The organism is Pseudomonas sp. AC242 (assembly GCF_979258655.1).
Window position 1 is genome coordinate 5122812 of record NZ_OZ409873.1, and the last position, 12791, is coordinate 5135602.

12 protein-coding genes are annotated in these 12791 nt (G+C 60.5%); 7 read left to right on the plus strand and 5 right to left on the minus strand.

Annotated features, from left to right (window positions below):
• Positions 1-180 precede the first annotated feature (180 nt).
• The 6 genes from ACZZ0A_RS23020 (at position 181) to ACZZ0A_RS23045 (ending at position 6506) form a co-directional block, all read left to right on the plus strand.
• A complete protein-coding gene (locus ACZZ0A_RS23020) occupies positions 181-657 on the plus strand; it encodes an RNA polymerase sigma factor (protein ID WP_007910013.1) in 477 nt (158 codons plus the stop codon).
• Positions 654-1628, plus strand: a complete 975-nt coding sequence (locus ACZZ0A_RS23025; protein ID WP_007910012.1) for a FecR domain-containing protein — start codon at positions 654-656, stop codon at positions 1626-1628. The genes ACZZ0A_RS23020 and ACZZ0A_RS23025 overlap by 4 nt, the downstream gene beginning before the upstream one ends.
• Positions 1629-1859: 231 nt before the next feature.
• The gene (locus ACZZ0A_RS23030) at positions 1860-4286 is read left to right on the plus strand and encodes a TonB-dependent siderophore receptor (RefSeq protein ID WP_463543774.1); all 2427 of its coding nucleotides are present in this window, start codon (positions 1860-1862) and stop codon (positions 4284-4286) included.
• A gap of 74 nt (positions 4287-4360) precedes the next feature.
• A complete protein-coding gene (locus ACZZ0A_RS23035; RefSeq protein WP_150693795.1) occupies positions 4361-5491 on the plus strand; it encodes a PepSY-associated TM helix domain-containing protein in 1131 nt (376 codons plus the stop codon).
• Positions 5488-5667: a hypothetical protein gene (locus ACZZ0A_RS23040; RefSeq protein WP_007910007.1), complete on the plus strand. Its 180-nt coding sequence runs from the start codon at positions 5488-5490 to the stop codon at positions 5665-5667. Before ACZZ0A_RS23035 ends, ACZZ0A_RS23040 begins: the two co-directional genes overlap by 4 nt.
• A 209-nt stretch (positions 5668-5876) precedes the next feature.
• The gene (locus tag ACZZ0A_RS23045; RefSeq protein ID WP_123375961.1) at positions 5877-6506 is read left to right on the plus strand and encodes a glutathione S-transferase; all 630 of its coding nucleotides are present in this window, start codon (positions 5877-5879) and stop codon (positions 6504-6506) included.
• 208 nt (positions 6507-6714) lie between these two features.
• Here ACZZ0A_RS23045 and creD read toward each other — a convergent pair whose 3' ends face one another.
• The 4 genes from creD to rloA2 form a co-directional block, all read right to left on the minus strand.
• Positions 6715-8085 carry a cell envelope integrity protein CreD gene (gene creD / locus ACZZ0A_RS23050; RefSeq protein ID WP_095112737.1) on the minus strand — a complete coding sequence of 457 codons (1371 nt, stop codon included), beginning with the start codon at positions 8083-8085 and terminating at the stop codon, positions 6715-6717.
• 169 nt (positions 8086-8254) lie between these two features.
• Positions 8255-9673, minus strand: a complete 1419-nt coding sequence (gene creC, locus ACZZ0A_RS23055; RefSeq protein WP_463543775.1) for a two-component system sensor histidine kinase CreC — start codon at positions 9671-9673, stop codon at positions 8255-8257.
• Entirely contained in the window at positions 9673-10353 is a 681-nt protein-coding gene (gene creB / locus ACZZ0A_RS23060) for a two-component system response regulator CreB (protein WP_042704954.1), read from the minus strand. The genes creC and creB overlap by 1 nt, the downstream gene beginning before the upstream one ends.
• A 68-nt stretch (positions 10354-10421) precedes the next feature.
• Complete coding sequence (rloA2, locus tag ACZZ0A_RS23065; RefSeq protein ID WP_008078089.1) at positions 10422-10925, minus strand: retropepsin-like aspartic peptidase RloA2; 504 nt, start codon at positions 10923-10925, stop codon at positions 10422-10424.
• A gap of 270 nt (positions 10926-11195) precedes the next feature.
• Between rloA2 and ACZZ0A_RS23070 the strand changes: the two genes are divergently transcribed.
• Positions 11196-12083: an acyltransferase gene (locus ACZZ0A_RS23070; RefSeq protein WP_447787358.1), complete on the plus strand. Its 888-nt coding sequence runs from the start codon at positions 11196-11198 to the stop codon at positions 12081-12083.
• Between the two features lies 1 nt (position 12084).
• Here ACZZ0A_RS23070 and ACZZ0A_RS23075 read toward each other — a convergent pair whose 3' ends face one another.
• On the minus strand, positions 12085-12642 hold the full coding sequence (locus tag ACZZ0A_RS23075; RefSeq protein WP_007909995.1) for a DUF2780 domain-containing protein: 558 nt from the start codon (positions 12640-12642) through the stop codon (positions 12085-12087).
• Between the last annotated feature and the right edge of the window lie 149 nt (positions 12643-12791).

Below are 12791 nucleotides of genomic sequence, written 5' to 3' on the forward strand. Positions count from 1 at the left end.
CCCCCCGGGAGAGGGCTAGGGTGAGGGGGTCTGCCTTTACATGCCCACCTGACCAGTGGCCAATTGCTAACCATTCCCACCTCTGCCACAATCGCGAACAATTCGCGTTAGTTAACATTTCCCAATCGGTGATGTCCGGTGTCGTCAGTCCCAAGCCCTCACAGTGAGCTCGTCGGTGCGATGTATCGCGACCATCGTGGTTGGCTGCTGGCCTGGCTGCGACGCAATGTGGCGTGCCCAGAGCGTGCCGAGGACCTGAGTCAGGACACCTTTGTGCGCCTGCTCGGTCGCAACGAAATGCTGACACCGCGCGAGCCGCGGGCCTTTCTGGTGGCGATCGCCAAAGGTCTGCTGTTCGACTACTTCCGTCGCGCGGCCCTGGAACAGGCCTACCTCACCGAGTTGATGCTGATCCCCGAAGGCGAGCAACCGTCGGTGGAAGAACAGCAAATGATCCTCGAAGACCTCAAAGCCATCGACCGCTTGCTCGGCAAACTGTCGACCAAGGCCCGCGCCGCTTTCCTTTATAACCGTCTCGATGGCCTCAGCCATGCCGAGATCGCCGACAAGCTCGGCGTCTCGGTGCCGCGTGTGCGTCAGTATCTGGCGCAAGGCATTCGTCAGTGCTACATCGCCCTGTACGGTGAGCCGACATGAGTCCGGCCAGTTCCAGCCCCGTACCGGCGCATGTCCTGGACGCGGCGATTGCCTGGCAACTGACCCTCGACTCGAGCAGCCCGCTAGAGCGCGAGGAGTTTGCCAAATGGCATGCGGCCCATGAAGAACACGCCCGGGCGTGGCGACAACTGGGCATGCTCGATCAGCGTTTCAGCGTGGCTAAAGGCCCGGCACGCAGTGCCTTGCTACAGTCGCGCGAAGGCATTCGCCGGCGCGTGCGCAAGCTTGGCAGTGGGTTGGCCAGCGTTGTAGTGATTGTAGGTTTGGGGTTGTTCGCCAGTGAACGGTTTCTGCCGCTGGATTACTGGCTTGCCGATCAACGCACCGCGACTGGTGAACAGCGCACCGTGCGTCTGGCTGACGGCACGGTGCTGAATCTGAACACCCACAGTGCGGTGGATGTGCGGTTCGATGACAAGCGCCGATTGATCGTGTTACAGGAAGGCGAAATTCTCGTCGAGACCGGTCATGGCGATGCGCGTCCCTTTATCGTCGAAACCCGCGAAGGCAGCATGCGCGCCTTGGGTACGCGGTTTCTGGTCAAGCGTGAAGACGAAGGCACGCGCCTGAGCGTGTTGCAGTCGGCGGTCGCGGCGCACCCGCAATCCAATCCTGAAGAGCAAATCCTCCATGAAGGCCAGCAAGTGCTGCTGCGCAGTGATGGATTGGGTTCGATCGTCGCGCTCAATCCCGGCGCGGATGCCTGGACGCGTGGCATGTTGGTGGTGGATAACGCGCGCCTTGGCGATCTGGTGCATGAGCTCGGGCGTTATCGTCGTGGGCATCTGGGCGTGGCGCCGGAAGTTGCGGACCTGCGCATCACTGGCAGCTTTCCGCTGCATGACACCGATAAGGCCCTGAGCGCATTGCTGCCGACCCTGCCGGTGCAGATCGAGCGGCATACGCCGTATTGGGTCACTGTCGCGAAGGCCGATATCAAGCCTGAGTAATGCGGTGTCTGAGCGGCCGCCATCGCTGGCAAGCCAGCTCCCACAGGGATCTGCGGTGAGCAGCAATTTTGTGAACAGCACTGAAACCTGTGGGAGCTGGCTTGCCAGCGATGAGGCCCCTACAGCCTCCACTTTCAGTTAATCGAAATTATTTTCATCCAGCCCTATCACTTTTCGCTTTTCATCCGGCACACAGGCAATTGAGAAATATTTCCATTCAGGAGCCGCCGTATGTCCCGTTCGCTAGACACCTTGTTGCGCCCCAGTCTGCTGGCCGTCGCTATCGCGCTCAGCGCGCCGCTGATCAGCAGTCCGTTGCTCGCCGCTGAACAAGCGTCCAGCGTGCGCGCCTACAATCTGCCGGCGGCGCCACTGTCGACCACCTTGAACCAGATCGCCAGCCAGGGCGGCATCGCGCTGTCGCTGAATCCGTCGCTGGCCGCAGGCAAGACCTCGGCACCGGTGAACGGCCAATACGACGCGGCCGGTGCCTTGCGCGCGGCCCTGCGTGGCACCGGTTTGCAACTGGAGCAAAGCAATACCGGTACTTACACCTTGGTCGCCGTGCCTGAAGGGACGTTGGCCCTGCCGGAAACTTCCGTCATCGGTGTGGAGAACTTCGAAAGCGCCTGGGGCCCGGTTGAAGGCTACACCGCCACCCGCACCGCCGCCGGCAGCAAGACCGACACCGCACTGGTCGAAGCGCCGCGTTCGATCTCCGTCGCGACTCGCCAGCAAATGGACGACCGCAGCGTGCACAGTCTCGACGACGCGGTGCGCTACATGCCGGGCATCACCGCCAGCAGCTACGGCAGCGACACCCGCGCCGACTGGCTGCGTGTGCGCGGTTTCGAACCGACCCAGTTCCTCGATGGCCTGCCGCTGCCGAAAGGCGTGTACGCCAACCCGAAACAGGAAACCTGGAACCTCGATCGCCTCGCCCTGCTGCGCGGCCCGGCCTCCTCGGTTTACGGCCAGACTCCGCCGGGCGGTTTGCTGGACATGGTCAGCCGTCGTCCAAGCGCCGAAGCCAGCAACGAAATCCAGCTGCAGTACGGCAGCGACAACCACCGTCAGATCAACTTCGCCAGCACCGGCAAGATCGATGACGCCGGCCAGTTTCTCTACGGTCTCAGCGGTGTGGTGCGCGACAGCGGCACGCAGGTCGATCACGTCGACAACAAGCGCTACAACATCGCACCGAGCCTGACCTGGAACATCGACGACGACACCAAGCTCACCCTGCTGAGCCAGTTCACCCGCGACGATACCGGCATCACCAGCCAGTTCCTGCCGGTGCAGGGCACCAAGATCAAGTCACCGTTCGGCGATATCTCCCACCACAAGAATCTGGGTGATCCGGACTGGGAATATTACGATCGCACCTACTACGCGCTGGGCTACGCCTTCGAACATCGTCTGAACGATGTCTGGCAGTTCAAGCAGAACCTGCGCTACACCAAGTCGGATCTGTCGTTCCAGTCGCTGACGCCGGGTTCCTACCCGTTCACCGAAGTGGATGATCAAGGCAACGTCGGGCGCACCAGCACCAGCGTCGAAGAAGACATCAGTCAGTTCGCCGTGGACAACAACTTCCAGGCCGACTTCGCCACCGGCGACATCCGCCACACCCTGCTGCTGGGCCTGGATCATCAGCGCAGCAACACCAACTACACCTCGATCTTCGGCGACGGTTTGACCACCAACGTGATCACCCCGATCTACGGCCAGCCAATCGTACGTCCAGCGCGCTCCACGGCGTTTTACGATTACGACCAGAAAACCTACCAGACCGGCCTGTACATCCAGGACCAGATGGCCCTCAACCAGTGGCGCCTGACCCTCGGCGGCCGTGAAGACTGGGTGCACACCAGCACAAAGTTCATCAACAAGGGCGATGCCACCAACACCCAGCGTGACAAGGCCTTCAGCGGCAACGCAGCGCTCAGTTATGTCTTCGACAACGGTTTCGTGCCGTACCTGTCGTACGCCGAATCCTTCCAGCCGACCACGGGCGCCGACGCCACCTCGACCGGTTCGCTCAAACCGACCGAAGGCAAGCAGTGGGAACTGGGCATCAAGTACCAGCCACCGGGCAGCAAAACCCTGCTGACCGCCGCCGTGTACGACCTCACCCAGAAGAACGTCTCGGTTAACACCTTCGTCAACAACGTGTCGATCACCAGTCAGACCGGCGAAGTGAAAGTCAAAGGCCTCGAGCTGGAAGCGGTTTCCGACGTCACCGACAACCTGAAAGTCATCGCTGCCTACACCCTGGCCAAATCCGAAGTGCAGAATGGCGTCGACAAGGGCAATCGCCTGCAACTGATGCCGAACCAGCAAGCGTCGCTGTGGACCGATTACACCTGGCACGCCGGCGTCCTCGACGGCTTCGGCATTGGCGGTGGCGTGCGTTACACCGGCAACACCTACGGCGACAAGGCCAATACCTGGCTGGGCAAAGCGGACGCCTACACCGTGTTCGACGCAAGTGTGCATTACGACCTCGGCCGTCTGGACAACAGCCTCAAAGGCGCGTCGCTGGCGGTCAACGCAACCAACCTGTTCGACAAGGAATACATTTCCACCTGCGACAGCTTCTACTGCTACTACGGCGACACGCGCAGTGTCGTCGCCAGCGCCACTTACAAGTGGTAAGCAACTGAGCTGAAACAGGCCCTGTGACCAGGCCGTCCTTCGTGGACGGCTTTGGTGTTTTTGAAGGTCATGAAATGAAAAGTAAAACAATTCGTCGCTGGTCGTTCATCCACACCTGGACCAGCCTGGTCTGTACCGTGTTTTTGCTGATGCTGGCCTTGACCGGTCTGCCGCTGATTTTCCATCACGAGATCGAGCACCTGCTCGGCGATGCGCCCGAAGTGCGCGAGATGCCGGCCGACACCCCGCGGCTGAATCTGGCGCAGTTGGTCGAGGCCGCAGAAAAACATCGTCCCGATGACGTCGTGCAGTACTTCGGTTTCGATGACGATGAGCCGAATGCCGTACTGACGATCATGGCGAAAACCGCCGGCACTGAACCGAACTCGTCGCACACCTTCATGCTCGACGCACGTACCGGTGAAGCGCTGGAAACCCCATCGGCCAATGGCGGCTTGATGCTGTTTATCCTGCGCCTGCACGTCGACATGTTCGCCGGGCTGCCGGGCAAATTACTGCTGGCGTTCATGGGGCTGCTGTTTGTCGTGGCCATCGTATCCGGGACGGTGCTGTACCTGCCGTTCATGCGCCGTTTAAAGTTCGGCACGGTGCGTCAGGACAAGTCGACACGGCTGCGCTGGCTCGACCTGCATAACCTGATTGGCGTGGTCACCCTGACCTGGGCATTGGTGGTCGGCGTGACCGGTGTGATCAGCGCCTGCGCCGACCTGCTGATCGCCGCCTGGCGCAATGACGCACTGACTGCGCTGATCGAACCTTACCGCGATGCGCCACCGCTGACGCACCTGGCGCCGGCCACGCGTTTGCTCGATATCGCTGCTGAAGTTGCGCCGGAGATGAAACCGGACTTCATTGCCTTTCCCGGCACACGCTTTTCCAGCGAACACCATTACTCGGTGTTCATGAAGGGCGGCACGCACCTGACCTCGCATCTGCTGACGCCGGTGCTGATCGATGCGACCACTCTGCAGGTTACCGCCGTGGCCGAACGGCCGTGGTACATGGACGCCATGGGCATGTCGCAACCGTTGCACTTCGGTGATTACGGCGGCATGCCGATGAAAATCCTCTGGGCCACGCTCGATGTGTTGACGATCATTGTGCTCGGCAGTGGCGTTTATCTGTGGGTGGTGCGGCGCAAAGCGGCCAAACCCCTGCTGGAAACGGCGGAGGCGTCTGCATGAAGCCGCGTCAGTCGAATTTCTGGAAGGTGTTCAGCACGCCGATCGTGATTGCGTTGCTGAGTGCAGCGGGGTTGTTTGCGGCGTTGCTTGGGGATGGGATTTGGGATGTGTTGAGCTGGGTTGGGCTGGGTGTTCCGGCATTTCTGGCGATCAGGGGATTGTTGCTGCGCAGGTAGTTTTTGTGCTGTCGGTGATGGCCTCATCGCTGGCAAGCCAGCTCCCACAAGGATCTCTGCTGGGCCTGAAATGTGTGTTCACTGCAAAAACCTGTGGGAGCTGGCTTGCCAGCGATGGCGGCCGGATGGGCGCCATAAATTCCCTCGCCAGCCATCGCGGTTCTGACTAGGCTAACCACCTGCTCTTCGACGATTACCGAGGTTTGCCAATGTCTGCCCCCAGCATGACCCTGTACCACAACACGCTCTCTCCGTTTGTGCGCAAAGTGATGGTGTTGCTGCACGAAACCGGCCAGCAGGATCGCGTCGCCTTGCAAGACTGTGTGCTCAGCCCGGTCAGCCCGAGTGCCGAGCTCAATGCCGATAACCCGCTGGGCAAGATTCCCGCCCTGCGTCTGGCCGACGGCAACGTCATCCATGACAGCCGGGTGATCCTCGAATACCTCGACCAGCAGCACGTCGGCAATCCGCTGATCCCCCGCGAAGGCGCGGCTCGCTGGCGGCGTCTGACCCTGGCATCGATGGCCGACGGGATCATGGATGCGTCGGTGATGGTGCGTTATGAAATGGTCCTGCGCGCGCCGGAAAAACATTGGGACGAATGGCTCGAAGCGCAGCGCGACAAGATCCGCCGTGCCCTCGCGGTGTTGGAAAAAGATGCCATTGCCGAGCTGACCAGCCATTTCGATGTCGCGGCGATCAGCGTGGCGTGTGCGCTGGGTTATCTCGATCTGCGTTTCCCGGACCTGGGCTGGCGTGATGCCAACCCGCAACTGGCCAACTGGTACTTTGAGGTGAGTCAGCGACCGTCCATGATCGCCACGATGCCCAAGCCTTAAATCGGCGGCGCCTGTTCCGGCCTCTTCGCTGGCAAGCCAGCTCCCACAGGATTTGTGGTAGATCGGGGATTTATGTCATCACCGAACTCATTGTGGGAGCTGGCTTGCCAGCGATGGCACCCACTCGGTTCCACAGGCAAAAACCCGATAATCCGCGTCACCAGTTCATCCTTCCAGCACTGATCCTCACGCAACCCAAGCGACCGGCTCATTGCATCGCCCCGACATCAAACTCCAACGGCTGCGCCGGTTTCTGCCCGATCCCGTACCAATCCAGTTTGCGCGTCAGCACCATGAACACACCGAGCAGGCCGAACAGCAACAATGAGCCCATCAACAACGCGTAATCCTCTGCGCTCAGCAAGCCATAGAGCAGGCCATACAACGCCGCCAGCCCCGCCGAAAAACTCAAGCCGTGACGCACACTGCGTAGCACGTGGCAGACATAAAACCCGATCAACAGCACGCAAGCACTGGCCGACAACAGATACGCCAGAGCGAAACCAATGTGCTCCGACAGCGACAGCAACAACAGATAAAAGAACGCCAGCGCCACACCGACCAGCGCGTATTGCACCGGGTGCACGGCCAGACTCTTGAGCACTTCGAACAGAAAGAAACCGGCGAACGTCAGGACGATGAACAGCAGCGCATATTTGATCGCCCGATCACTCTTCAGGTACTGATCCACCGGGTCGATGAAGCTCACACCGAAACTGCGACCATTGAACGCCTCGCAATCATTGCTGCTCACGCAACGGCTCATGGCGTCTTGCAGGTTGGTGGAGAAAAACGTGGTCTGCCAATCGGCGCTGAAACCCTGATCGTTGATCTCACGTTTGGCCGGCAGGAAATTGCCGATGAAACTTGGATGCGGCCAATTCGCAGTGAGGCTGACGCTGCTGCTCTTGCCCACCGGCAGCACCTGCAACGAACCGGTGCCTTGCAGGCGCAAATCAAAACCGAAGCTCAACTCGGTGCTTTTGCTGGTGTCGAGCAGCGGCAGCGTGACCCGTACGCCTTCACCGAGCCAACCGACTTGAGTCCCCGGAACAAAGTCCAGACGCTGGCCATCGAGTTCCAGTTTCAGCGCATTTTCGATGCCGCGAATGTCGCTGATGCCGACCGCGAGAAACGGTGCATCGAACTGGTAATCGCTGAAGTCTTCCTTGATGCCCAATTGCGCCGGCAATGAGAAATGGCCGTTGATGCGGTTGTCGGCGTGGAACAACCGCGCTTCATAAATGCCCCGTGCGCGCAGCTCGGTTTGCACCTGACCATCGAGTTCGAAACGCTCCGGCAGGAAGTACAAACGACCGCGCTCTTCGCTCGGCTCGTCGTAGCGCTGATTGGTCTTGTCGTTGGTTTTCCAGTTGTGAATCACTTTGCGATACGGCACCACCATCACCGGCCCGCTCAGTTGCTGGCTGTAGCTGGAACTGCGGGCGATGTCTTCGAGCACGCCATCGCGCAGCTGTTGGCGGTCGTCGATGACGCCGTCGATCATCAGCAACGGGATCAGCAACAGCAGGATGAGCACGGCGATGGCGCCGAGCTTGATCGTCAGATTCTTGTTCATGGGACTCTCCCTGTTTGGATGGGCAGAGTCTGCTGGTGCTGTATGAGGGGAATGTGGGGGGAATATGGAGATTGTGTGGAAAGATCAAAAGATCGCAGCCTTCGGCAGCTCCTACAGGTGTACGCAATCCAATGTAGGAGCTGCCGAAGGCTGCGATCTTTTGACGGTATCAAGGCAAGCGCAATATCACTTCGACACCGTTTTCGACATTGCGAATCTGCATCGCCCCACCATGCAACTTGACCACTTCTTCAACGAAGTTAAGCCCCAACCCCGTGCTTTTTCGTCCACTGTCCGGTCGCGGCAATGAGTAGAAGCGCTCGGTCAATCGCGGCAAGGCGTAGTCAGGAATCGGCGCCGTTTCATTGAACAATCGAAATTCGATCTGCTCGCCAACCCGCTCGGCACTGAAACGCAGCAGCCCCTGAATCGGCGTGAAATCCAGCGCATTCTCCAGCAGATTGCCCAGCGCCTGACGCAACAGAAACGGCTCGCCAATCAACAGCAGATCCGCTGCCATCGCCCGTTCGATGCGCAACTGTTTGCCTTCGATCCGCGCCGCTTGCCCCTGCAGCAATTGTTCAACCAGCGCCGCCAGCGGCACAGCGACCCGCTCTTCCAGTCCCTGACGTTGCTCGACCTGCGCGAGATTCAGTAACCGTTCGATCAACTGCTGCATCCGCGCACTTTCGCTGTCGATGTTGCCGACAAAGCGCAGGCGCTGAACCGGCAACATATCCCCTTGCAGCAACTCCGCCGCGCCACGAATCGCCGCCAGCGGACTTTTCAGTTCATGGGTCAGCGTGTGCACATAACGCTCGACGTAGGCCTTGCCTTCCAGTTGCGTGCGCATCTGTTCCACGGCGGTAGCCAGTTGTTCCAGTTCACCACCCCGGTAATGCGGCACTTCCACCCGCCGGCCCTCACTTACCGCTTGGGCATAACCGGTCAAGCGATGCAGCGCGCGGCTCAGCCACCACGAGAGCAAAGCACCGAACAACAGACCGAGGCCGATCAAACCCGCGCCGTAAAACAGCAAACGCCGCTCGGTGCGATCGACATAAGGCTGCAATGAGCTGTTGGGCTTGGCCACGGTGACCACACCGATGATCTTGCCGTTGTCGCGGATCGGCGCGCCGACGTGCATCACTGACGAACTGGCGTCATCCGGATCACTGCGGCTCGAACGTGCGCCATACTCACCGCGCAGGGTCAGGTAGACGTCGTTCCAGCGCGAGTAATCCTGACCGACCGCAACGCCACTGGAATCGATCACGACGATACCTTTGGCGTCGGTGACGTAGATGCGATGGTTGACCTGATTTTTCGGTAAGCCCCAAATGGTCGCTTGCGGCTGGCGCTCGCCATAGGCGCGGAGCAGCTCGGGCCAGCGGTTCTCGCTGAGGGTGCCGGCCTTGAAATCGTCACGGAGGATTTCTGCCATCAGGTTGGCGGTATCGACCAGGGTTTCTTCGGTGGACTGGCGCACGCCGGGGCGGATTTCTTCCATCACCGTGTTAAGCACGAAATAACCGGTGAGGCCGATAAACAGCACGTACACCAGAAAGATCCGCAGCCCCAGCGACATCAGCTGTGCCCCGGGCTGTAGCTGTAACCGAGGCCGCGATGGGTCTGGATCGGCTCGGCGTCGGCACGCACCAGACGCAGTTTGGCGCGCACGCTTTTGATGTGGCTGTCGATGCTGCGCTCGTAACCGGCGTCGGCCGCCACGCCCAACGCATCGAGCAGTTGTTCGCGACTGAACACCCGCTCGGGTTGTTCGAGCAGGCACTGCAACAGGCGGAATTCGTGGCGGGTCAGGCTTAACGTCTGGCCGCGATAGCTGATTTGTACGCGCTCGGGATCGATGCGAAACAGCGCCGAAGAGGCTTCAATCACTGGACGCGGCGCCATGCGTTTGAGGATGGCCTTGACCCGCGCCGCCACCTCTCGAGGGCTGAACGGCTTGACCACGTAGTCGTCGGCGCCAATCTCCAGCCCCACCACGCGATCAATCTCGGCATCGCGGGCGCTGAGGAACAGCACCGGCACCTCGCTGAAACGCCGCAGCTGCTTGCAAGTCTCGAAACCGCTGATGTCCGGCAGGCCGATGTCGAGGATGATCAGATCGGCCGGGGTCTGCCGCTGATGCTCCAGCGCCGCAGCGCCGAGGCTCAGCCACGTCGTGCTAAAGCCCTCGCCTTGCAGGGCGAAAATCAGCGTGTCGGCAATCGCCGCTTCGTCTTCGACAATCAGGATATGAGGCATGGCGTCCGAGCCCATAGGTTAAGTGCGCGAACGGTGCCCCAAGCCTGACGTTACGTCAATGAGACCACTTAGCAGTCCGGCTTGTCGGCGGTGAAGCGCCGCGCCGGGTTTACCGCAGCGCCAAACTCGCGCAAGGCCTTGGCACCGATCAGCAGCGGATAATTGAAGTTGCTGCGGTCGGTCAGGTTGACCTCAACGGTACGCTTGACGTTGCCCAGGCACAGCTCCAGATCGACCACCGGGCGCTTGGCGACTTCGGTGCTTTCGCCCTCGTCCTCTTCATCCGAACGGCTCTTGATCTTGCTGATGCGCGCGACCTTGTGTTCGTAGACCTTGTTGCTGGCGTCCTTGGTGCCGAGGCGGAAACGCACCCAGTCGTCACCATCACGGGTGAAGGTTTCGATGTCCTTGGCCGACAGCGAGGCGGTCAGTGCGCCGGTGTCCATCTTGGCCTTGAGCACTTCACCGCCGATTTCCGGCAGCGCGATGTATTCGTAGCGCCCGTACAGAGTCGGCTCGGCGGCCATGACCGGCAGAGCGACGAGGGCAAACAGTGCAAGGAGGGATTTCACGTAAGGGGCTTCCTTGAGAGGTTGGGCAACGGGATTTTAGACCGTTGCGCGCTTGATCGTTCCCACGCTCTGCGTGGGCATGCATCCAGTGACGCTCTGCGTCACAGGGACGCGGAGCGTCCCGGGCGGCGTTACCACGCAGAGCGTGGGAACGATCAACGCTTGAGCCAAGCATACCCAGCCAAAAGTGAAACATTCGTCACCAGCGATTTGGCCTGTCGCGCGAAGCTGCTTATCATGGCGCGCCCATCCGTTTGCAAAGAGTTGCTTATGCGCCGCCTGCTCACCGGCTGTTTCGTCACCCTGCTGCTGTTGCTCAACACCCTGATCCTGATCGGGCCGTTGCTGGTGTTTGCCCTGCTCAAACTGGTCGCACCCGGCCGCTGGCGCGATTACGCGTCGGGCGCAGTGATGTGGATCGCCGAGACCTGGGCCGAGATCGACAAGCTGATTTTCCGCCTGTGCATCCCCACCCAATGGGACATTCGCGGCGGCGAGAATCTGCGCGGTGACACCTCTTATCTGGTAGTCAGCAACCACCAGTCGTGGGTCGATATTCCGGCGCTGATCCAGACCCTCAACCGACGCACGCCGTTCTTCAAATTCTTCCTCAAGAAAGAGCTGATCTGGGTGCCGTTTCTCGGCCTGGCGTGGTGGGCGCTGGATTACCCGTTCATGAAGCGCTACACAAAAGCGTTTCTGGCGAAGCACCCGGAGCTGGCCGGCAAGGATCTGGAAATCACCAAGCAGGCCTGCGAGCTGTTCAAGCGTCAGCCAGTGACCGTGGTGAATTATCTGGAAGGCACGCGCTACACCGCGGCAAAAAGCGCGCAGCAACAATCACCGTTCAGCCACTTGCTCAAGCCCAAGGCCGGCGGCGTGGCGTTTGTGTTGGCGGCGCTGGGTGAACAGCTGGACGCGATTCTCGACGTCACCGTGGTTTATCCACAAGCGAAAATCCCTGGGTTCTGGGATTTGATCAGCGGCAACGTGCCGCGCGTGATCATCGACATCAAGACCCGCGAACTCGACCCGGCGCTGTGGCAAGGCGATTACGAGAATGATCCGGCGTTTCGCCAGAAGGTCCAGAGCTGGGTCAACCAGCTCTGGAACGAGAAGGATCAGCGCATCGCCGAACTGCGCAGCGAGCGCGGCTGAATCAGCTACCGGTGCCGGCGCCCCAGATGCTGCCCAGACTCTGCAGCAGCGGGCCACCAACGCCTTGGTCACCCAGATACTTGAGCAGCACCGGGGCAAACTGGCCGACCATGCCGCTGTCCATGCCCAACGCGCCGAAAGCGTTGTTCAGGTCATTGGTGTCCTTGACATTGCCCAGCGCATTTTCCAGGCCGGCGGATTTGCCGGACTGACCGAGCAAACCACTCAACGCCGCCAGGTTGCCGCTACCGCCCGACAGCTTGTCGATGCCCGGCACTTCTTTGGCCAACTGCGAATAATCGGTGCTGCTCAATTGGTTTTTGGCCAGGCCCAGCATGGCGCTGGTGCCGCCGACGGCTTGCTGCGGGGTAACGCCCAGACCGGTGACGGCTTGCAGCAGGCCAGCCGTTTCCGAGGTCGGCGCGGCGGCAGTGGCCGCGTTGCCGCCCTGCATGCTGGAAGCAGCCTTGGTCACGTCGTCCAGGCTGAAACCGGCGAACACCGGGCTGGCAGCAAGGGTCATCAGTGAAGCCAAGGCAATACCGCGTGAAATCTTCATTCAGACATCCTCTTGCGCTGTGAAAAACACCCGTTGAACGGGCAGTGAAACTGCCGGTTTGACCGGGTATCCGCCGGCATGTTCCGGCGCGGCGCATCCATTTTCATCCGGGCCGCGTATATAAAACGTGAAATCCCGGACACCCTCGC

What these genes read in the sequence shown, in the direction of transcription:
- ACZZ0A_RS23020 (WP_007910013.1), top strand. Translation starts at nt 181, where the DNA reads ATGTATCGCGACCATCGTGGTTGGCTGCTGGCCTGGCTGCGACGCAAT.
- ACZZ0A_RS23025 (WP_007910012.1), top strand. Translation starts at nt 654, where the DNA reads ATGAGTCCGGCCAGTTCCAGCCCCGTACCGGCGCATGTCCTGGACGCG.
- ACZZ0A_RS23030 (WP_463543774.1), top strand. Translation starts at nt 1,860, where the DNA reads ATGTCCCGTTCGCTAGACACCTTGTTGCGCCCCAGTCTGCTGGCCGTC.
- ACZZ0A_RS23035 (WP_150693795.1), top strand. Translation starts at nt 4,361, where the DNA reads ATGAAAAGTAAAACAATTCGTCGCTGGTCGTTCATCCACACCTGGACC.
- ACZZ0A_RS23040 (WP_007910007.1), top strand. Translation starts at nt 5,488, where the DNA reads ATGAAGCCGCGTCAGTCGAATTTCTGGAAGGTGTTCAGCACGCCGATC.
- ACZZ0A_RS23045 (WP_123375961.1), top strand. Translation starts at nt 5,877, where the DNA reads ATGTCTGCCCCCAGCATGACCCTGTACCACAACACGCTCTCTCCGTTT.
- creD (WP_095112737.1), bottom strand. Translation starts at nt 8,085, where the DNA reads ATGAACAAGAATCTGACGATCAAGCTCGGCGCCATCGCCGTGCTCATC.
- creC (WP_463543775.1), bottom strand. Translation starts at nt 9,673, where the DNA reads ATGTCGCTGGGGCTGCGGATCTTTCTGGTGTACGTGCTGTTTATCGGC.
- creB (WP_042704954.1), bottom strand. Translation starts at nt 10,353, where the DNA reads ATGCCTCATATCCTGATTGTCGAAGACGAAGCGGCGATTGCCGACACG.
- ACZZ0A_RS23070 (WP_447787358.1), top strand. Translation starts at nt 11,196, where the DNA reads ATGCGCCGCCTGCTCACCGGCTGTTTCGTCACCCTGCTGCTGTTGCTC.
- ACZZ0A_RS23075 (WP_007909995.1), bottom strand. Translation starts at nt 12,642, where the DNA reads ATGAAGATTTCACGCGGTATTGCCTTGGCTTCACTGATGACCCTTGCT.